At 43.4% G+C, this 21,874-nt stretch carries 17 protein-coding genes; 1 reads left to right on the top strand and 16 read right to left on the bottom strand.

The genetic code is table 11. The features are described from left to right. Window positions 1-16 precede the first annotated feature (16 nt). From AC58QT_RS04330 to AC58QT_RS04280, 11 genes are all read right to left on the bottom strand, one after another. The gene (locus AC58QT_RS04330) at window positions 17-637 is read right to left on the bottom strand and encodes a hypothetical protein (RefSeq protein ID WP_497407841.1); all 621 of its coding nucleotides are present in this window, start codon (window positions 635-637) and stop codon (window positions 17-19) included. 79 nt (window positions 638-716) lie between these two features. Continuing rightward, entirely contained in the window at window positions 717-1,220 is a 504-nt protein-coding gene (locus AC58QT_RS04325; protein ID WP_497407840.1) for a EutP/PduV family microcompartment system protein, read from the bottom strand. 42 nt (window positions 1,221-1,262) lie between these two features. Next, window positions 1,263-1,778, bottom strand: coding sequence for a DinB family protein (locus tag AC58QT_RS04320; protein ID WP_497407839.1), 516 nt, complete (start codon window positions 1,776-1,778; stop codon window positions 1,263-1,265). Between the two features lie 97 nt (window positions 1,779-1,875). Beyond that, window positions 1,876-2,151, bottom strand: coding sequence for a YjcN family protein (locus tag AC58QT_RS04315; protein ID WP_497407838.1), 276 nt, complete (start codon window positions 2,149-2,151; stop codon window positions 1,876-1,878). A 410-nt stretch (window positions 2,152-2,561) separates the two neighbouring features. Next, window positions 2,562-2,981 carry a hypothetical protein gene (locus AC58QT_RS04310; protein WP_497407837.1) on the bottom strand — a complete coding sequence of 140 codons (420 nt, stop codon included), beginning with the start codon at window positions 2,979-2,981 and terminating at the stop codon, window positions 2,562-2,564. A 155-nt stretch (window positions 2,982-3,136) separates the two neighbouring features. After that, window positions 3,137-4,900: a glycoside hydrolase family 2 protein gene (locus tag AC58QT_RS04305; protein ID WP_497407836.1), complete on the bottom strand. Its 1,764-nt coding sequence runs from the start codon at window positions 4,898-4,900 to the stop codon at window positions 3,137-3,139. Between the two features lie 196 nt (window positions 4,901-5,096). Next, window positions 5,097-6,377: an ATP-binding protein gene (locus AC58QT_RS04300; protein WP_497407835.1), complete on the bottom strand. Its 1,281-nt coding sequence runs from the start codon at window positions 6,375-6,377 to the stop codon at window positions 5,097-5,099. A gap of 581 nt (window positions 6,378-6,958) precedes the next feature. Beyond that, complete coding sequence (locus AC58QT_RS04295) at window positions 6,959-7,639, bottom strand: MIP/aquaporin family protein (RefSeq protein WP_497408079.1); 681 nt, start codon at window positions 7,637-7,639, stop codon at window positions 6,959-6,961. A 120-nt stretch (window positions 7,640-7,759) separates the two neighbouring features. Further along, entirely contained in the window at window positions 7,760-8,887 is a 1,128-nt protein-coding gene (locus tag AC58QT_RS04290; protein ID WP_497407834.1) for a response regulator, read from the bottom strand. After that, window positions 8,884-10,695 (bottom strand): sensor histidine kinase, encoded by a 1,812-nt coding sequence (locus AC58QT_RS04285; protein ID WP_497407833.1) that lies wholly within the window; start codon window positions 10,693-10,695, stop codon window positions 8,884-8,886. The genes AC58QT_RS04290 and AC58QT_RS04285 overlap by 4 nt, the downstream gene beginning before the upstream one ends. A 239-nt stretch (window positions 10,696-10,934) precedes the next feature. Continuing rightward, complete coding sequence (locus tag AC58QT_RS04280) at window positions 10,935-15,536, bottom strand: S-layer homology domain-containing protein (RefSeq protein ID WP_497407832.1); 4,602 nt, start codon at window positions 15,534-15,536, stop codon at window positions 10,935-10,937. Window positions 15,537-15,853: 317 nt separating this feature from the next. On the opposite strand from AC58QT_RS04280, the gene AC58QT_RS04275 reads away from it, so the two are divergent. Then, window positions 15,854-16,624: a class I SAM-dependent methyltransferase gene (locus AC58QT_RS04275; RefSeq protein ID WP_497407831.1), complete on the top strand. Its 771-nt coding sequence runs from the start codon at window positions 15,854-15,856 to the stop codon at window positions 16,622-16,624. Between the two features lie 14 nt (window positions 16,625-16,638). On the opposite strand, the gene AC58QT_RS04270 is transcribed toward AC58QT_RS04275, so the two are convergent. The 5 genes from AC58QT_RS04270 to AC58QT_RS04250 form a co-directional block, all read right to left on the bottom strand. Beyond that, window positions 16,639-17,664, bottom strand: coding sequence for a DUF2332 domain-containing protein (locus AC58QT_RS04270; RefSeq protein ID WP_497407830.1), 1,026 nt, complete (start codon window positions 17,662-17,664; stop codon window positions 16,639-16,641). A gap of 225 nt (window positions 17,665-17,889) precedes the next feature. Then, window positions 17,890-18,945, bottom strand: a complete 1,056-nt coding sequence (locus AC58QT_RS04265) for an alpha/beta fold hydrolase (protein ID WP_497407829.1) — start codon at window positions 18,943-18,945, stop codon at window positions 17,890-17,892. Between the two features lie 205 nt (window positions 18,946-19,150). Then, window positions 19,151-20,317 carry an iron-containing alcohol dehydrogenase gene (locus AC58QT_RS04260; RefSeq protein WP_497407828.1) on the bottom strand — a complete coding sequence of 389 codons (1,167 nt, stop codon included), beginning with the start codon at window positions 20,315-20,317 and terminating at the stop codon, window positions 19,151-19,153. A 290-nt stretch (window positions 20,318-20,607) separates the two neighbouring features. Then, on the bottom strand, window positions 20,608-20,907 hold the full coding sequence (locus AC58QT_RS04255) for an ArsR/SmtB family transcription factor (protein ID WP_497407827.1): 300 nt from the start codon (window positions 20,905-20,907) through the stop codon (window positions 20,608-20,610). 119 nt (window positions 20,908-21,026) lie between these two features. Continuing rightward, complete coding sequence (locus tag AC58QT_RS04250; protein ID WP_497407826.1) at window positions 21,027-21,665, bottom strand: stalk domain-containing protein; 639 nt, start codon at window positions 21,663-21,665, stop codon at window positions 21,027-21,029. Between the last annotated feature and the right edge of the window lie 209 nt (window positions 21,666-21,874).

Below are 21,874 nucleotides of genomic sequence, written 5' to 3'. Positions count from 1 at the left end.
TTTCGTATACGAATTATCAGATTTTTCGCCAAAAGTGTTTGATTAAATCCTTATGCCCATCCTCTATCAATACGTTGTTTATTACTTCCCTTAATTGTTCATACACTGGTTTCCCAGTTAACCACAGCTCGCAGAGAGACACGATCGTTTCCCCTTGTTTATGTCTTGACTTCAACCAAATACTTTGCCACTTTGGATAAGGATATGGTTCTTTCCGTGATAGAAAAGGTAAAGACAATGCCGCTTCAATTGTTCTGGTCATCATAATGTTTTTTCCCAATGGTTCTCGCGAAGCAGAAATCGTTACTCCAGCGCGCAAATCTTTATAGTACTTTGTTAATAGATCTTTATTTATTGCATGGAATTGCTTCGTTGCGTCAGCTAGAAGCTGCGAAAGAAGTTGGTCACCATCCTGAATACAGATAGCATGTTTGTATATCCAAAGAACTTCAGGATCGCTTCCACTCAAACGATTTTGTAACCAAGTTAACGATCGAATTTTAATATCCACTAAAGGACAATGAGTTTCATCGTGAACCCAGAGATGTTGGACTCCGCCAGCCCTTTCAACCAAAGCAGTGTGTAATGTATCGGGGATTATGAATTCAATATCGAGGTCAGACGACTCGTTAGACAATCTAAACTCATAACTGTACCTCCTTAAATAATAAAAAAGGAGCTGCTGCGATGCAGTCTCCTCCGTTATAGTTCCCTCGTTAGCGTAGTATTCCTTTAGTCAAATCCAGATAGTTATTATCTCTTAACCTGATCACTTTCTCATTGTGTATTTTCAACTTGGCTTCAAAACTGCCTCTATTTTGTTCGAAATCCCTAGTCCATTTGTACATCATCTTCAACATCATAATATCTGGCTTATAGTGGCACTTTTCAAAACCAAGTTTTTGCTTAAGAAATCGTGTTAGGATTCTGATCCTTCTCTTCCATAATGGAGTATCAAGAAATATGATTGTATCTGCCATTTGATACAAAATCTGATAGGAGTCTCTGTCTGTTCCTTCAAATATCCATGCCCCTTTTTTATCAATTTCATTGATAACTTCGATTTGTTCTTCCACAGAACGTTTATATCTTCCCGAAGGTGTTTTATGGTGTACTATGGAGTCAAGTTCGTAATAGGAAACACTAATTTCCTTAGACAAGCGTTTAGCCAATGTCGTCTTACCACTAGCAACTATTCCAATAATAAGGATCTTTTTCATTCCTGTCTTAGCTCCTTGGACCCCCGTTTGTTCGAAATCCGGTTACCTTATACCTGCCTTCGCCAGTTCCTCGTCCAGATTCGTCTTCTGGCGCAAATGATGCCTGCTGTGCAGGCCAACCATCTCAAACCAATCCCCCGCGTTGAGCCAGCCAAACCAACCATGGCGCACCTTGCAAGCCGGATTCGCTTCATCAACGCAACATGCCCAGTAGGCCAACTTCTCAAGCACCTGTACCAAGCCGGCTATGATTTCATTCTTACTCTCGGGGTTTCTTGTCTCATTGGCCGGTTGCTCAAGTTTAACCCGGATATTGGGCCACTCCTTTTCCGCAAGCGCCTTCGTTCCGTCCTCCGTCTTACCTTCAGGTTCTTCATGCGTTCCCTTTGTGCATGTTTCTATATGCCCAATATACTCTTTCGCCACTTCGATTACATGCATATACATTTGCCCGACCGACCACACGTTTTCTTTGCATTTATAACGCAATTGCTCTATCGAATATCTGTCTAGATTCCGAATGTATTGCTCGATAATTGCCGAAGATTCGTTTAACACCCAGATCCTCTCCCCGCTAAACCCAATTCTTTAAAAACGGCAGCCTCACTTGTTAACTAACGTTTCCCATTTAGCGTAATCATTCATCACTATGAGTTTAAGGAGCTGTCCCATTAGAAGTTACTCTCCAACCCAATGTACTTTTCTTTACATATATAAAAGAAGAATTAATTCCTTCTACTACGTATAAGTCGCCATATCTTGAATCATTTTTAATTTTTCCTTCATGAATTGAATTGCTGAATGCCTTTATTGGATGGAAAGTAAAAAATAAATCTTTACGAACTGCTATTTCTGCGGTTGCTGATGGAAAAAATAGTATATAAATAATGAACAATACTGAAAAAATGACCCAAAGATATTTCTTCCTCATATTCGCAATCCCTTTTATGATTTTTTTGACGGCTAGCAAATCTCTTTTTCTCGGGATAGTTCAAGACCCGTGATTGCTGCACACCTCCTATCTTTTAGGGGAGATGTAATATTCTACGCTTAGGGTTATTTTCCTTCTCATTCCACTATGCTCGCCATCTGTTATTGTACCGACTAGGCTGCCTGCTCTTTTTTCGTTAAACTTTTCTTGGGGGAGCAATAGACTTTCCAAATTTTCAACCCCTTTCGTTATGTATCTAAGATAAATACAATAGGTAATAATTTCCTCGAAAACTGAAGAAATCCTTTTTTAATTTCCAGCCAGTTCGTGGAGAAGATTAATTCCTGGAACTTTGTGTCTTCGAGAAACAAAAAAAAGAAGTCGCCATTTAGCGCCTCTTCAATTGGTTTTTATAAACTTGGGATGCATTTAAATTCAGCTTGACGTACATCCTTCTTGAAATTCACAAGATAATATTGAGCTGATACTGTATCGTTTTTTAAAGTTAACTCAACATACTCGCTAGTGCTTCTAAGAATTCCAACGGTTATCTCAAAATACTTTTGACCATGTATAGCATCGACTGGCAGCTCTTGTGCTCGCTTTCTCGATGCGGTTACTCGTTCATTAATCGAGACAATACGGATGCATTTATACTGCGCGTGTTGTTCGTGATAAATACTTTGCAGTGATGAATACACAACTGGATGCAATTGCTGTAAGAAAGCTTCCTCAAGAGATTCTTCTCGCGGCTCAGCATACACGGTAGATGCCCCAAGAATAACTAGCGCACTAGTCAAGAAAATTATATTAATTTTAAACGAACTCACCCAAATCACCTCAGAGATAGATTCTCCAGCAATCTGAATAAGTATGTAAAAAACAGGGAATAAGGTGGGCTGCACTTATTCTAATAAGCAAGTTTTACAACGACTCTACTTTTTGCAGTTCATTATTCTAATTATCGGTCAACCATACAAATCTTCTATTGTAAGTTGATTTTTTTAATTTTCTCCATCTCTATCTTGGGTTCACGTTGAATTGTTAACAAGCCATTCACTTCTTGCTGTACGTCGGTTAACTGGGTATAGCAGAACCCGCTAACGTATGCTAAGTTTTTAATAGCTTGCGTGATGCTTTCATACCGCGCCAAAAATTCTTCTTCATTCTTCACTTGATTGCCATAACCCCAACCCTCTTCGCTTTTGAACGCAATACCGCCATACTCACTGATGATGACCGGCTGCCCCTTGTAGCTGTATCCATTCGCAAAAGGATATCGATGTTTGTCATGAGCAACTTCATTGCTAAGTAGTACTTCAGGATTCTTGTAACGAGCTTCGAGTACGCCCCCTAGCTCCTCGTAATCATGCATCGTTATAATATCCGAAACCGTGTGCTCCCAACCGTCATTTACAACGACTGGCCGCATTTGGTCATATGCTTTTGTCAAATGATAGATCGATTCGGTGAACTGCTGCTGTTTCCGGTCCGTAGAGATGCTTGAAATCCCCCATGATTCATTGAACGGCACCCATGTGACAATGCTCGGATGATTATAATACTGACGCACAACTTCGGTCCATTCCTTCGTGAATCGTTGTACGGCATCATCTCCAAACTCATACGTGGATGCAAATTCCGACCATACCAAAAGCCCTTTGCGATCCGCCCAGTACAAGAACCTCGGATCTTCCAATTTCTGATGCTTACGTACACCGTTAAATCCAAGGGCTAATGCTTTCTCGATATCTTCAATAAGTGCTTCCTCGTTAGGCGGTGTCAGATGAGTATCTTCCCAATACCCTTGATCTAGAAGCAGACGTTGATAATAAGGATGGTTATTGAGGAGGATTCGATTTCCCTTTATCTGAATGCGGCGCATACCGAAATAGGTGTAAACAGTGTCGACGGGCTTGCCGTCCTTCTTCAGAACCACTTCCACATCGTACAAATTCGGATGATTGGGATGCCAAGCATGTACCTTCCATTCGCCCACATCGTTCATAACGCTTAAATCCACTTTCACGAACTTCCTATCTACGTTCATTTCGGTCGAACGAATCAGCTTGCCATCGTATCTTATAATTGTCAGCAGCGTCAATCCTTGGAATGAGCGAACGGTACTTCCCAATTCGTACTCGAACGAAACGGATGCTTCCTCCAACTTCGGCGTAATCTTCGCACTGCTTACATAGCAAGTGTCGACGTATTCTAGCCATACAGACTGCCAGATACCCGTCGTCTGTACATACCAGCATCCATAGTTCTTATCGATCCAGCGCTGCTTACCTCGCGGCTGCATCGTACTGTTGCCATCCTCAACTCGGACAGTAATGCGGTTATTACCACCTTGCTCAACTGCATCCGTAATATCAAAAGAGAACGCTGAGTACCCTCCCTCATGCGAGCCGATATATACGCCATTCACCCAAATTTTAGTTATATAGTCTACAGCTTGAAAATGAAGTATTACGCGTTTACCATTTGTTTCTGCCGGTATAGGCACGATTCGTTCGTACCAAACGCATGGATGGAAGCTCTCCTCGCCGATTCCACTTGCCTTCGTCTCGTACGTAAATGGAACTTGAATTGTCCGATCGGCATAGAGATTGCTGTACCAATTGTTCCGTTCTCCTTCGAACGAATCATCAAAGCGGAAGCTCCACTCCCCATTTAACAATTGCCATTCGTCACGTATCCATTGCGGTCGCGGGTAATTTTTAACATACTTATGCGTGCTCGTCATGTTTGGCCAACTCTCCTTTAGATTAACTTACAAGTTAACTATTTGACATTAAAAAATAATTTCTATTGCTCATATTATGCGAAATAACCTGTATAATGTCAACAATAAAGTTTTTTAGTTAACTAAAAAGTTAACCAATTGGTCACGTAATTGAAAAATAAAACCTTGAATGGCACATAGCCAATCAAGGTTTTTATTAATTGCTCTCGTGATAAACTGGTAGAATAAATCTAAATATCGACCCGATCCCGACGATACTTTGAAAGTCCAACTTTCCACCGTGGTCCTGTGCAATTTTTTGACAAATGGATAAACCAAGACCAGTACCATTGTCTTTTGTCGTATAAAAGGGTTGGAGTATCTTCGCTTGTTCTGCCAATGATATGCCTTGTCCAGTATCCTCAATTTCAACAACAGCATAGTTGTCTTCACGTTTTGAACGAATATAAATAGTCCCCGGTTCATTCATTGCTTCTAAGCCATTCCTTACAAGATTAAGTAATACTTGCACCATTTTATCTCGATCAATATATACACATAAGGAGTCTGCAGCGGTCTCTAGAACTATTTTATGCCCGCGGGAAACTGCATCTGATTCAGTTAAGAATAACAATCGATCTAAACAACTAGTTACAAATTCAGGTTTCATATTACTAATATTTGGTTTCGAGAATTGTAAGAATTCTGATGTTAGTTCATTCATCCGCGTAATTTCACTCATAATTATTTCAAACCAAGGTCCAATATCATACCCGTTTTGGGTCGATAATTGCATAAACCCCTTAATTGTTGTAAGCGGATTGCGTATTTCATGCGCCATTCCTGCCGCCAATTCTCCCACTGCTCTCATTTTCTCAGAACGGAATAAGCTCTCTTCACGTTTCAACCATACATTCCGTTTATTTTGAAACAATTTTTCTTCTGCTATAGTGATTAGTTCTTCTTTCAAAGCCGACTCTTGTGGAAATTGGGTACTGCTATGTGTAACCTGATATCCTAAGACATCAGAACTCAGTAATTCATCGATTTCATGAATAATGTTTTCTTTTGCTGGAATTGTAATTGCAAACCGATCTCCTGCATAACGGGAAATCATATATGCATTTGAGAATACTCGTCTCAAAAGTAGTGAGATATTTACTAATACCTCGTTTCCATTACTGATGCTTTGATTATTTACGGACTTAAAATCTTGAAAATCAATTAATATCAAAACAAAGTTATAGGGTTTGTTTATCAAATCTTGAAGGGAATTGATATAACCTTTATAATTCAAGAGCTCTGTGAGAGGGTCATGTGTTTCTAAAAAAGTATTTTTCTCCTTTAATCTTATTTTTTCCAATTCTAAGTTCAGGAAATAATGATAGAGTAGCACGATTAAAGCTGCACCAATAAAATCATACACGGCAACCAATAAATTGTAGGTATTTATTGGTTGATAAGCTAAACGGATTGTAGAGTAAAGTAAAATATACATAAATGAGATAGGTAACTTTTGATTGTACGTCTGTTTCTTTTGAGAGGAAAGTAGAATTAAGATGTAGTAAAAAATTAAACACCAATTCAAGTGACTATACCAATGAAAAATAAGAAGAAACACAATCTGAAATCTATGTAATCTTGGGTATTTATTGTGTACTGCTACACAAAACGCAAAGAGCGAACCGAATATGATTACCATCCAAATGTTCGTTACTTTTCCCAATAGCACGGAAGAGAATATTGTGAAAAAACATATAAGGGGAACAAAAAACTTTAAGAGCATCTTAGAGTACCTCCATTTGCTAAACCATTTCGACTGTAATTATTCGTGATATTTTATTCGTTACCTTCTCTTTTCTGCTAATTAAAATTACATTCACATTTGAAGAATAGAAGTAATGCCAAAACGATGTCCATGACCTTAAAGCTCAGTCGTTAATAACAAAAAAAAGACCCACAGCAACGGGCTGCGGGTCTATGTATTTTAATTAAACGGCGGCGGTTTTCACTAATTGCGATTTCATATGATTTGTATCGTTTTGCTTTAGCTCTCTGATTGCAACTATCAGCCGAATCCTAGACTTTGCGAACGTTCAGCAGCCGATAAACGGCAACCGCAAGCAGTGCCCCGAGGAACGGAGCCGTGACGAAAACCCACAGCTCATTCCACGCTTCTCCCCCTAGCAGAATCGCAGGTCCGAAGCTTCTAGCTGGATTGACCGAAGTTCCTGTCAAGCCAATGCCGAGAATATGTACGAACGCGAGCGTCAATCCGATGACTAGCCCAGCGACTCTGCTGTTGCCGGGATCCGAGGTCACGCCGAGAATAGCGTAGACGAAAACGAACGTCAAGACAATTTCCACCACAAAAGCCATCAGCGCTGTAATGCCGATGCCGTAGCCATCGCTGAAACCGTTCTGCCCAAGGCTTGTCACCGCCTTGCCCGTCGAGTCGATGATCGCGTACAGGAGCGCCGAACCGGCGACAGCACCAGCGACCTGGGCGACGACGTAGCCGAAGAAATCTTTGGCAGAAAGCTTCCGGGTGACGAGCATGACGAGCGATACGGCAGGATTAACATGGCAGCCAGAAATAGGACCGATCGTGTAGACGAGTGCTACGATCGACAGACCAAAAGCCATCGCGATGCCCAAATACCCCAGCTCGCCTCCAGCAGTAGCTGCGCTTCCGCAGCCGAACAGAACAAGTACGAACGTGCCGATGAATTCAGCCACATACTTATGAAATGATTTCAGATTCTACCCCTCCCAAGATCAGTTTGCTGTCATTATATGCTAGAGATCTGGACAAGATTCTAACTATTAGCGTGAAAACAACCGCTTGACTGCTCCACTAACTGGGCGAGATTTCAGCTTTTAAAATTGTTTGGAATATAGAACGGTCAACTCTTCAGAAGGGCGAATACCTAGCTCCTGATGAAGCAGCCGAACATAATCCGTATACAGTACGGTCAATCCTTTTTTGTCCCCAGTCATCTCGCGTACCAACATCAAATCGTGGATGACCGACTCATCTAGCGGATTGTTCTCGTTCAGCTTAAGCAATAACTTAGAAGCGGAACCTGTATCTCCCGATGAAATAAGTACGGTGACAAGGCGTTTGACGAATGACGTGTACATTTGATTATAACGTTCCGTTTCGTGAATAGCCCATACATACGCTTTATCGCCAAACAGATCACCCGTATAAAGCCGCTCAACCCTTAAGGCCTGTTCCACTTGACTGGCATTGATCGATTGCAGTTCTTTCGCTCGCGATTCAAACTCGACATAATCAATTGTAGCGTCCTTCAACTCAAGTACATAGCCATCGTTCTCTGAACGTATGACTTCGCGCAAACCAAGCGGTTCTAGTGACTTGCGCAGTTGGTACACGGTTGTATTCAAATAGCTCACCGCTCCTGACTGATCTATACCGCCAAAAATATCTGTAATCAATTTGGAACGTGTAATACGTCTACCTCGGTAAAGCAGGAGATAGGCAAAGAGTTCTGCACATTTTCGTGAGATCCACTTCACTCGGCCCATTTCATTGCTTACAAGGACATCTCCAAGCACTGTAATAGCAAGCCTACCTCTATACTCTGCAGGTGGTGTCTGGGTTGCTGGCCGATGGAAAGCCTGCCAGTTCTGAAGCGCACGTTGTACTGTTCGCTGCAGCCTTTCTTGGGAAACCGGTTTGACCAGATAGTCGATCACCGAAAGTTCATAAGCTTCTAAGGCGAAATCCTTGTGAGAGGTGACGAATACAATTTGAATCGGAGATCCAGTGTTTCCTAACCTAGCAGCGAATTCCAGCCCATTCTCACCTTTCATGGAGATATCAACGAATGCAAGGCCAATATCTGTATTCTCTTGTAAAAAGATAGCAGCAGATTTCGTATCCTTGAAGGCACCAACAACATGAACCTCTGGCAGCTTATGCAACATTTTGCTTAAAATTAAATGCATTGTCGCGTCATCGTCTACCAAAATAACTTTCAAGCTTTTTCGCCTTCCTTCCAATAAGGGTCAATTACATCCTTCCCGTCTTTTGAACTGTGCAAAGTAAAGTAAAACGTCGTTCCTACTCCCGGCACGCTGTCAAACGACAGAGTTCCTCCATGAATCGCAATAAATTCACGAGTCAACATAAGTCCAAATCTGGCATGCCCTGCACCTTGTTCAGTGTCCGGCACTTTAATAAATGTATCGTCACGGCGCAGCATGTTCACCGTCTCTTCGTCTATTCCTTCTCCATTATCGCGTATAGTCACAACAATCCTATCCTTATCCTGATTAGCTCCTATTTCAATCCATCCACCAATTCCCGTAAACTTTATCGCATTCGATAGCAAGTTCCGCAGAATGAGATCTAGCATCTCTTTATCTGCGCTAACAGTTAACTTCTCATCAATTTGCTCTTTCAGCACTATTTGCTTCATTTCTGCCTTCGACTCTGCTAGTAACAGGACTTGACGAACGACTTGCTGCAAATTCCAGCCTAGCGGCCGAAACACGACATTGCCTTGCTGGTTGCGATACCAGTCTAGCAAATTCTCGACAAGATAAAATGTGTTCTGTACTTGTCCTTGGAGTACACCGAATAATTCGGCATGCTCATTGTTATCCGCAGCAAGTTCTTCACCAAGCAGTTCGGTTATACTGACTAGGTGCGCGATCGGATCACGAACGTCGTGTGCCACAATAGTAAACATCTTGTCCTTAAACGAATTTAATTCCAAAAGCTGCTTCGCACTCTCACGCAGCCTTGCCTCGTTTTCTTTCAACTCCGTGATATCATTAAACAGGATCATTTTTCCAATGTGCGTGCCTGAATCATAGATGAACGATACACTGCATTGATAATATTTATTTTTATTGCCATCAGCTTCGGATCTGTAAAACGAGAACCGTTCGTTTCCCTGATGAGAGTCAAGAATGGGTTGAATCAATTCAGGATTCGCGGAGAGAACCTCCCCGACATAGGCAGGATAATGCTTCGTCAATATGAGTTCCGGTAAAACGTCTTCGGCTGCTTTGTTATAACTGACAATTTGATCCTCGTAATCGAGCAGGATAACACCATCCCGGATGGTGTCGAACACTTGAGTCAGCGCAAGCGGTGTAAATCGGAGCAGATTGAATCGCAGAATTCCCCAGACATAGACGATCCCAGACACTGCGAACCCGAAAGGCGTCATATCGACATCCATGCCAAACCACAAGGTTATATTGAACAAAAAGGGCACTGCGGCTCCCATGGTCAGTACAATGATTTGCTTGCGAACGACTTTTGAAGACCGCCAATACATCGGGATAAACAGAAAAAATCCACACAATAATACAAAGTAATTATATAGCGTGTGTGCTTGATACCAAGGTCCTTTAACTGTTTTATACAACGGAAATGAAGTAGAATCATTGAAGATATATTGCTCATAAAAAAGGTGATGCCACTCATTGGTCAAATGGGAAAAAAAGACCGCTACAGGGATAATGAATAGTGCAAGCGCAAGGCGTTTTCTGTAACGCGAAGCCGTTCCAGAGAATTGGATGACTTGGATGAGCCACAGCGTTGTGACGAATGGAATTCCCACATATTCGATTTGAAGCGAAAGCTTAACTTCGTATAAGTTGCGACTTAACAACTCGAAAGCATAACCACTTGCGTACCAAGCCGCTCCTATCATAATCAGAATCATCGTTCTAGCGACTGGTAAATGCCGTTGCTGATAGGACAAAAACGCAACGTATATCATGACTCCCGCTGCCAGAAAAAGCAGTAAGGACAACCATTGAATTATGTTCACTGAAGCGTCTCTCCTCATAATGGAAATGCCATGCGGGTCAGTCCTAAGTAACCCCCTTTTCAATATACATGCTTATTCATCGAGTATCTACCCTTCCTCCTTGTTATCCAAGTAAATAAGCAGTAACATTTCGTTAATTAGCAGGCTCAAGAATTTGAGGATATAACATAAAAAAGCCGCATCACATGCGACTTTTCCTTTGTAAATCGATAAGATTTGAACTGACTTCTTGCTTGTTTTTAATCAATAAAATGCACGTATTGCAGGAACCTTCTCAGTACAACCGCTGCTTGCGCCCTCGTCGCATACTCCTTCGGGGCAAACCGTCCGTCATCCATACCATTCAAAATGCCGTCCTCTGATGCTCGGGCTACGGCATCTTGCGCCCATGAAGAAATGGCTACTCGATCCGTGAAAGCGTCAAGGCGTCTGCCCTCTTGCCTTTGCTCTTCGCTACCAGTTCCATGACTGGTCAAGGTTAAGGCGCTGGCGATCATAACGGCCATTTGTTCGCGGGTAATCCGGTCATTGGGAGCAAAAAGGCTGGTACCAATGCCGCTAACCAGGTTGCTAGCCACTGCCGTATTTACTGCAGAGGCATACCAAGCAGATGCGGGGACATCCGCAAAACGGGCACCGCCCCCGCTCTCTTTTTCGGATAGACCAAGTCCGCGAACGAGCAAAGCTGAGAATTCCGCTCGTGAAATAGTTCCCTCTGGCGCGAAACGATCGGCCGCCACGCCGTTCACCAGCAACTTGGACGCCAAATGTTCCACAGTCGCTTTCGCCCAGTGATTGTTTAAGTCGGTGAACGTTCGTGCTTTCACATCTACAACCGTGTACAAGCTGTTATGTGGCACGTTCAAAATCGCTTCGTTAGTGCCATCTGGATTGGTTCCCTGCTGCGCCGGAACAAAAACGACAGTGCCATTTGCCGGAATATACTGAACAGCAACCAGGTTACGGTTCATATTCTCTCCGCTTAACTTAATCGTCCGAATCGAGTACGTTCCGCCATAGTCATGCACCTCCAACGTTTGCCCGTTTGCTTCCACCGTCACCTTAAAGTCAAAGACATCGGAAATAACAGTAAAACCTTGGGAGACGCCAAGCCGATTAATCTCTTGTCGAACATTCTCGCCGACCTGTACCTGTATGATTTCCAAGGTCAAATCGGATACTTCCGTGCTGAGACGCTCCGCCAAGCCGATCAGATCGATCGCGCTTAACCGCAACTGATAGCTGGAATTGTTCAGCCTCACCTCGATAATTGCATTCGGATAGGCTTGGGCCATTTTTGCGATCCAGTCAGCCGGAAACTGTGTTTGTACCGCTTGCTCCCGATTGCCAATATGAATTCTGACAAATGGTTCCTTTGCATCTTTAAGGAGTTCCAGTACCCTCTCCCTCGTCCGTTCGGGGAGGATAACCTGCTCGACCACCATGCCGTCCGAACGCGTGATCTTTTTGATATCGGAAGGATCGACAAGAGCAGTAATCCCTCCGTCCATATTTATCTTCACAGTCGTCCCCAATGTGATGGGTCTATCGCCATTATCCGATGAAGATGGGATTGAGATCCCATTAACTGTGATGGTTTTCACTGTTTCATTGCCTGCTGTGTCTACGGCATATACGGTATAGTCGCCGTTAGCACTAATCGTGAATTGAGATGACGCCAACATATCGTTTCCTTTCGTTCCGCCAGCAAAATCAGCCTCGCTTAGGCTTCCAGATAGCCAACGGAGCTCCTTCAGCTCATTTCCCGCAGCTACGCCGTACACACTTGTGGTCACGCTTATCATTTTACGTGCTGATCCGTCCGATACAGCCGTCAGGGTAACATCGGGCGGTATTGCCACGATACGTATTCCACTCAGATTCGGCGCTGCGTAAGTTAGCGAAGCTGCGAGTCCGCTGGAGGTGCGAATGATGCTTGCACCGTTCGGGAGGTCCAATGAAGCGGCAACTTTAATTCCGTCAACATCCGCGAGCCCTGCTGGAATTTGGTATTCGAAAGTAAGTTTTCTCAATGCTGCACCGCGCTCTCCTGTATATGGGGCATATACCGTTTGCGTGACGGAATCATCTCCAATCAAGATCGGAACCGCAGGTGTTCCCATCACGATTACTTCGTATCCGTAAAATACGGTAAAGCGAATCGTGTCGCTTGATCCATACAAATCATTGGCCGATGCGGTTAGCACCACCCCTATCCAAGAGGCTTCAAATACCGCTATAGCGTCGTTCAAATTGACAATGGCTTCATCTAATCTAGTCTGAGACTGATTCTCCGCATCGTCGGCAATAGCCTGCGCTGTATCAATCGCGGTCTGCAGGGCTGCGCGGTCTACTGCCGAAGTTTGCCCTACATCCGTACCTTCTGGATGATCCCTCAACGCTTGCTGCGCCGCAGTGATCGCCGTTTCCAGCGCTGTCGGAATGCCCGCTCGTATAATGGCGGCATTAAACACTTGTACCGCTGCGTTTAACTGATTAACCGCTGTATCCAGTTGATCTTGCGTGTAAATACCCGCGTTATCCAAAATTTGCTGCGCCGTATCCATGGCAGTTTCCAGCGTTGTGCGCGTTCCTGCCGAAGTCTGCCCTACATCCGTACCTTCTGGATGATCCGTCAATGCTTGTTGCGCAGCTGTGATTGCCGCTCCCAGCGCCGACGAATTGCCCGCTTGTATGACTGCAGCATTAAACACTTGTACCGCTGCGTTTAACTGATTAACCGCTGTATCCAATTGATCCTGCGTATGATTGGCCGCGTTATCGAAAATTTGCTGCGCCGTATTGGATGCGGTCTGCAGTGCGGTGCGCGTTCCCGCTGAAGCCTGTCCCACGTTCGTCCCTTGCGGATGATCTGTCAAAGCTTGTTGCGCTGACGTAATCGCCGATCCCAGTGCCGACGAATTGCCCGCTTGTATTATTTCGGCATTAAACACTTGTACCGCTGCGTTTAACTGGTTTACGGCCGTATCCAATTGATCCTGCGTGTAATTGCCCGCGTTATCGAAAATTTGCTGCGCCGAATTGGACGCGGTCTGCAGTGCGGTGCGCATTCCCGCTGACGCCTGTCCCACGTTCGTCCCTTCTGGATGATCTATTAGCGCTTGCTGCGCCGCCGTTATCGCCGCTCCCAAAGCCGTCGAATTACCCGCTTGTATGACTGCGGCATTAAACACTTGTACCGCTGCGTTTATCTGGTTTACAGCGGTATTCAATTGATCCTGCGTGTAATTGCTCGCGTTATCGAAAATCTGCTGCGCCGTATTGGACGCGGTCTGCAGTGCGGTGCGCGTTCCCGCTGATACCTGCCCCACGTTCGCCCCTTGCGGATGATCTGTCAACGCTTGTTGCGCTGCTGTGATCGCTGCACCCAGCGCCGTCGGATTGCCAGCTTGTATGACTGCGGCAATAAACACTTGTACAGCTGTGTTTAACTGGTTTACAGCCGTATTCAATTGATCCTGCGTGTAATTGCCCGCGTTATCAAAAATTTGCTGCGCCGTATTGGATGCTGTCTGCAGTGCAGTGCGCGTTCCCGCTGATACCTGTCCCACGTTCGTCCCTTGCGGATGATCCGTCAATGCTTGCTGCGCTGTTGTGATCGCCGCTCCCAGCGCCGTCGGATTACCAGCTGAGATAATTACATCTTCGAATGTATCTACCGCTGATTCCAAATTTGTAACAGCCACCTCTAATTCTGTTTGAAGATACTGAGTGGCCTGATTAAAAATTTGTTGGGCTGCAGTGATCGCAATTTGCAAATCGCTACGGTTTGCCGCCGACGCCTGCCCAACGTTTGTCCCTTGCGGATGATCTATCAACGCTTGCTGCGCCGCCGTGATCGCCATCCCCAACGCTGTGGGATTGCCAGCCTGGATAATTTGCGAATTGAATACCGCGATAGAAGTGGTAATAGGAGTTGCGGCATTAGCCAGGTCGGAAGCGATGGTGGCATTCCCGATTCCGTCGATAAAAACCATAGCTGCATTATAAGCTGCAGACAAGTCGCTATACGTATTGGCCGGTACTTGTCCTACTCCGGTGCCCGCCGGATGACTTTTCAACAACGATTTGGCGCTAGCAACCGCTTGAAACAAAGCGGTTCCGTCCACAAACGAATGTCCGTTACTCGACGCATAAGCATATACGGGGGAATTCGCAATTCCGAATATTTTCAGATTACCCGGATTTCCTGCAAATACGCCTGTCCCAAAAGTTGTTGCATCGCCTAACACAGTTATGCTTGTTAAGTTGTTATTATAAAATGAGCTACTGTCGACTTTCGTTACACCTGCTGGAATGACTAGTTTCGTAATGTGATTAGTGTCGAAAGCTCCACCGTTAATCGTCTTCAGATTTTCCGACAATTTAATCGAGGTCAAATTGTTCATATAAAAAGAATAATTACCGATCATCGTCACACTGTCTGGAAAAACAACGCTTGTTAGCGGATTGTTTTCGAATGCGCTGGAGCCGATCGTCAACAAGCCGTCAGGTAGGTCTATGGAAGTGAGGCTAGTATAACGAAATCCATATGTTTGAATTACCTTTACGCTGCTCGGTATTACGACGCTCGAAATTTTAGGTTTCCCCGTACCGTTCGTATCAAATGCTGCTCTTCCGATCTCGGTTACCGTCGTACCGGCATACGCTGCGGGAATAATCACGTTCAAATCCGTGCCCTTGTAGTCCGTAACTGTCGCGCCATTGGAACCAACTGTAAAAGTAAAATCGGTCTCAACTGCATACACAGGTCGAATCTGCGACAATGAAGTCCAAAACACAAATACAACAATAATTAGGGATAAGACTAATTTTTTCATGGTTTTCTCCTTTAATATGGATACGGAAACGTATCTGTGGTTTCTGCAACTAGACGTTCACTATAAATCATAATAAAGAAGTCTAATGAAAGAATAATGAAAGAATCTAACGAGCGAGGGGGAATGGGTGTCTTGAGGCTGAAGTTGCAAAATGAGAAAAGGCTGCCGATTTACTCGGCAGCCTCGTCCTGGTTACTCAATACTGGTCAAATTAAAGGGGTCCTTCCAGCTTTACAAGAATAATTAAGCATGTTACATTTGTATTGCATTCATTGAAACTTAGTTTCATTCTATGAAATTACTGAAGGAGTGATGAAATGGATATTAAGGAACAAGTGAAAGCGCAATTCGGAGCCAACGCTTCTAATTATGTGGCTAGCACACGTCATTCATCCGGCCAGGATTTAAAAATATTGATCCAATGGGCTCAATCGGAGAATGCTGTTCAAGCTCTCGATATTGCTACCGGAGGCGGACATTGTGCCTTGGCGCTGGCCTCCCAAGTCAGTGAAGTGACCACACTGGATATTACGACCGAGATGCTTCAACAAGCGGAAACTTTTCTTGCCGGCAAGGGCTGTACAAATATGAAGTACGTTGTTGGGGATGCGGAAAATCTTCCCTTTGTCCAAGAACAATTCGATATCGTCGCCTGCCGAATCGCTGCTCATCACTTCCCTAACCCCGACCGGTTCGTAGAAGAAGCCTGGCGTGTATTAAAGCCTGGCGGCAGCTTCATTTTAATGGACAACGTCGCTCCAGAATCAGATCGGATTGACACTCTTTATAATCATATTGAACAACGACGAGACCCGAGCCACTTCCGCGCATGGAGGAAAACAGAATGGATTCGTCGCATCGAGTTGAACGGCTTTCGGGTTGAACAGCTGTTGCAGACAGGTAAACCTTTCGAATTCACTGACTGGTGTGCCCGAATGAATGTCTCCGAGCAGATCCAGCAAGAGTTGGAGAAGGATATTCTAAACTGGCCAGAAGCAGATCGACAGCAGCTCAAGGTCCACAGCGAGAATGGTAAATTGCTCAGTTTCGAAGGCAGCTACATGATGATGAAGGCCCGTAAGGTATAATCGTTCAACGAGAATCACAACTTCCACGTAAACCATCGACCATGTCCGTCTGTTTCTGCAAGCTTCTCTTTGTATTCAACTCCATTTATATAAGAATCAAGATGAAGATCTGGATCCCACATATTGTTATAGAGATGAAACACGTCCCTCTTTTTACCTAAGGCTTGAATTTGCTCAATCAATTTTCTCTTATCATCGACAGGAATCTGGTTGGCTACATGGGTATGAAAAATACATATGGATGAATGTAGAGACACGGTTGGAATAATCTCCTGGAGCATGGCAACCCCATCCCCTTCAATTAGTTCGATAGGTTCGTTTTTCAGGCAATGTGCAGCTGTTTCAAAATAAAAATTACGCTCCTTATGCTCAGGCCAAATTAATGCTTTTAGCCAAAGGTAATCTTCTGAATCGTTTAGGTTATTTACGTGTAAATCCAAACCGATTCTTCGAATGACAGGTGGACTATGCTCTAACAAAAATGGGAATTTATCTCCTTTGATCTCTGCACTAATTTCTAAAGTCGACTGCAAAGATCCGTACTTATGATTAGATTTATAGGAGTAGGCATACTTATCCCACATGAGTTGGAATCCAGCACTCGTTCCTATTTCTAAAAGAGTTAATGGCTTCTTTGACATTTCATAAATATGACAAAAGCTAGGGTACAAATAGGCACAGCGTCTAACCTCGTTAGTTTGAACAAGTTTATTTGCTACAAGTTGAATGATCTCTTTTTCATTCTGCTTACAAAAATCCTTGAAACTATCTATTGCTCCTGTAGAATCCTTTGGATTGTCTACTACACTAGCGTAATATGAGGCCAGCTCATGTTCTACACCACTTAATAGCAAATAATGAACTGCCCCAAGTAAGAGGTTAGGTACTGGTTGACCTGGTTTTGAGTGCGCAGCTAGTTGAAGCAATTCCAGGTCATTTGCAATGCTCCCAGCAAGATGTTCATAAAGGCCGCTTGAGTTTTTACATTCCCTTTCTGCAAAAATCCTAAAACGATCCGATAGTAATTTGATATCCAACATGACCACCACCTTTTCCAGATAGTGGTATATTAACATGAATATTCGATAAACATGGCTTTAATATTTTTATTATATGAATAGCGTTCCTTTATCACTTCACTTTCAAATTGATGGAAAACATTGGGAAGTAACTTTCCGTTACTTCAACGAGGCAGCTGATTAAACAAAAAAACCGCCATATAGGCGGTTTTTAATCATATTTCACTCCACTATGATAAACAATCTTTACTGAAAAAACGCCTTAAACTGTTTAATGGTTTCTTCTGGCTGCTCTTCTGCAATCCAATGTCCGGTTTTTTTGAGTTCCACCACTTTAGGGTTCGTTGTGTTTTCTTTTAGAAAAGGCCCCAGATTACTAATTCCTGTTGTGCCGTAAATGCCCAAGACCGGCATAGTTAGTTTTTTGTATGTATTGAAATCGTTGATATCCTGTTGAAATGTACGAAACCAATCATTAGCTGCCCGAAGCGCATCAGGTTTTGAATAGGCCGATATGTAGATCGCTTTTTCTTGTGGGCTAAGTGCAGGTTTATCATAGGACAAATAATCGTAAGCCCAATTGTAGGCTATTTCTAGATTTTTACCTTGCAGCAATTGCTCCGGCAAATTGGGGACACCGTTAAACGCCCACCACCAAGGGAACTTTGCACGGTCTGGATTACTCACATCATACGAGCCAGGTGGTGCCACGATCGGTATCTTCAGCATGTTGTCGTCTGGATGTGAAATGTCGAGCATGGCTAGTTTTTTTGTAGCATGCGGATAATTAGCCGCAAAAGCATAAGCAACCGTTGACCCGATATCATGGCCTGCAATATAAATATTCCTATATCCCAGCTCGTTCATCAATGCATAAATATCGGACGCCATCGTTTTCTTGTCGTAGCCGGTTGCAGGTTTATCGGAACTGCCCATTCCACGAATATCGATGGAATAAACATGATAATGCTTAGCTAGCTCAGGCATTATTTTGCGATATTCATACCACGTTTCGGGCCATCCTGGTAGCAGAAATAGCGGTTCGCCTTCGCCACCTTCCACATAGTGAATTTTGATTCCATTGACCGTCTTAGTTCCATTACGAAAACCCTGCAGCGTTTTAACGAGTTCTTCGTCCATACTCTCGTTTCTGCTTAATTCCGATGGTGTAGAAATACGTGTCGTTTCCGCTTTCGTTCCTTCATTTTGCTTGTAAGTTGTAGCCAAGCACATGGTAGGAAACATCAGTGTTATGAGCAGCAACGACGCCACTGTAAGTGCTTTTTTTTTCGTTTTTGGCATCATAGTTCCTCCAGGGTCATCCTCATACTACGAACAGCAGTTAATTTTCCCTAGCCCATAAATCTATATACATAATGTAACGATACAAATGGTCAATGCATCTCAGCTAGGATAATTGTTGGATCCGTGTCAGGCAACCATCGTCCCTGACTAGTTAAGGCAAAAATGGGCTGTCTCTAAAAGAGACAGCCTCATTTTCAGTACATTATAAAGAATTTCTCAAAATCTTTCTTACGTCTTCTTTTGTAAGTGGAACATAGCTACCAATTTGATTGGCGAGCATAGACCTTTCCGTCATGAGTTCAATTTCCTTGTCATCAATTCCATAATCAGACAGTTTTGTAGGCGCACCAATGGATTTCCAAAACTCCTTGAGAGACTGGATTGCTTCCGCCGCCAAGTGAGCATCCGTTTTTCCTGCAGGGTCCAAATCAAATACACGAACACCAAACTGTGCGACTTTCTCCGGCCGTACGGCCGCGACATGTTCCATCCAATGAGGGGCAATGATCGCGATACCCCCGCCATGTGGGATGTCATGGACAGCTGATACAGCATGTTCAATAAGATGTGTCGACCAATCCGGACTCACACCCATTGCAGTTAGTCCGTTTAAAGCCAGTGTTCCATTTAATAACATAACTTCGCGGTATTCGTAGTTGTTCAAATCGTTCACGAGCTTAGGCGCCGTCTCGATAACGGTGCGAAGAATCGCCTCACCGATTCTTTCTTGAAGCGGTGCATTGCTCGAACCATGAAAATACTGTTCGAAGACATGGGACATAATATCAACACTACCGTATACCGTTTGATCCCGAGGCACAGAGATTGTAAGCTCTGGATCTAGAACACTGAATCTTGGTAGTACATGACTGGAGTTAAAGAATGCTTTCGTATTCGTTTCCCAATTCGTAATGACGGAATTGCCGTTCATCTCTGATCCCGTTCCTGCTATCGTTATAACTGTGCCAATCGGTATAGAATTTGACGGAGCACTCACCTTACTAGTCACGATATCCCATACATCGCCATCGTATGGCGCGCCAGCGGCAATCGCTTTAGCCGCATCAATGACACTGCCGCCACCGACTGCAAGAATGAAATCAAGCTGATTTTCTCTGATGAGGTTAATCCCTTTTTGGACGGTTGTCAGTCGTGGGTTCGGTTCAACTCCTCCTAGCTCAATAACGAATGCACCGATTTCCTTCAGTTCACTGATAACTTTCTCGTAAAGCCCAATTTTTTTAATGCTTCCGCCACCGTACACTAGCAAGATACGATTGCCGTAAGCTGGAATTTCTTTTTTCAGGGAGCTTATTTGACCTTTTCCAAATAAAAGCTTAGTTGGGTTTTGATATTCAAAGTTTTGCATAGTAGTTATCCCTCTCTCGGTTAAAATTAATTTTTTATCAAAAACACAATACTGCGGAGCTTTAGGACCATTGTAGTAATGCTACCAAATAGGTACGGTTTAAAATGAATTACTTAAACGTGAATCACACGCCTGCCAAACATACCTCACCTCCTAAATTAATATCTATATATTGCAAATTATTAAAATGTTAATTTAAAAAAATTTACACTTTGCAAATTGTCAATTTGATTACTCTTAGAAAAACTGAATTCAATAATTGAATTCAGTTTTTTGTAATCTTAAATAGGTTATTTCTGAAGAAATTGACCAATATCATTAATCGCATCTTCATTCCTTCTATAATAGGTCCATTTCCCTGAACGTGTAGCGTGGACCAGTCCTGCTCTTTGAAGCATTGAAAGATATTGAGAAGCGGTAGATTGATTCATATTTAATTTCTCAGTGATTTGACTAACACATACCCCAACTGTAATAAGATCAGCCCCTTCCTGGGGAGAAAAATGTGTTGTTAGATCTTTCAACCATTCTAAAATCTGAATACGCGCTTCATTGGAAAGTGCCTTAAAAATCTCAATTGGGTTTGTCATGTGGCTATTATATATTAAGGATTCACAATATGTCAAATCATTAATTCGTTGCCCAAATAAAAGTCCTTATCGGCTAGAGAAGTATAATAAGGAATAGACTATACGGGCAACTACGTCATTTATCTCATCGGTTGTATCGAATTGCTCTTCAAGATATCTTCGACTTCTTGATAGCCATCAAGGTAGGCAAAGTTATAGCGCGCTGGAAGTGCGAACACATATTTATCATTGCGCGTCAATTCGCTTGGGCCGATAGGCGCTGCGCCGATGTGGAATTTATCCTGCTGAAGCTGGTTCCATTGGTCGACGGTAAAGACGAAGATAGGGATATCCTGTCTAGGCTGTTCAGCGGTCCATTGGGGATGGCGGATGCTTAGGCTCGCGCCGCTGATCTTTTCACCTTGCGTATCAGAAAGCCCCTCCCATTTGTCCGTTACGATTGTGTACCCTTTCCAACTGTCCGGCAGCGTGAAACGGAAACCATATTGGGGATTCTCATAAACGGTTTGACTTAATTGACCCGTTTGTCCTACAATTCTAATCTCCCGTTTGTCCCCATCCCACTTTACATCAGCTCCAAGTGACTCAGAAACAACCCTCAAAGGAACATAGCTTGATCCATCTACGATCTGCAAATCCGCATTGATTATTTTCCCGTTAATAAATAATTTAATATCCGTTGCCGCATAAGCCCCAACAGCAACAGATGCTGCGATAACACCAGAAAGTCCAAGCGCAATTAATAATTTCTTCTTCATGTAAATTCCTCCTGATTTTGTTTTGCCATTTCTCTAATGCTTACGCTAGTTTCTATCTCCTCGTTGAATGTAGTTTCACTTACAGTACTTCAAACGTACAATTGGTCGAACTTGTTGCACAATATTTTCCCATTGCATGAGTGTATTGTTTCGGTGTCATCATTCAGTGGTTTCCCATTCTTATCATTCCTCTCTTCCTAGCACGAAAA

The sequence above is a fragment of the Paenibacillus sp. J31R109 genome (assembly GCF_059692055.1).
Note: the sequence above shows the minus strand (reverse complement) of the source record. Positions and strands in the feature narration are given on the sequence as shown.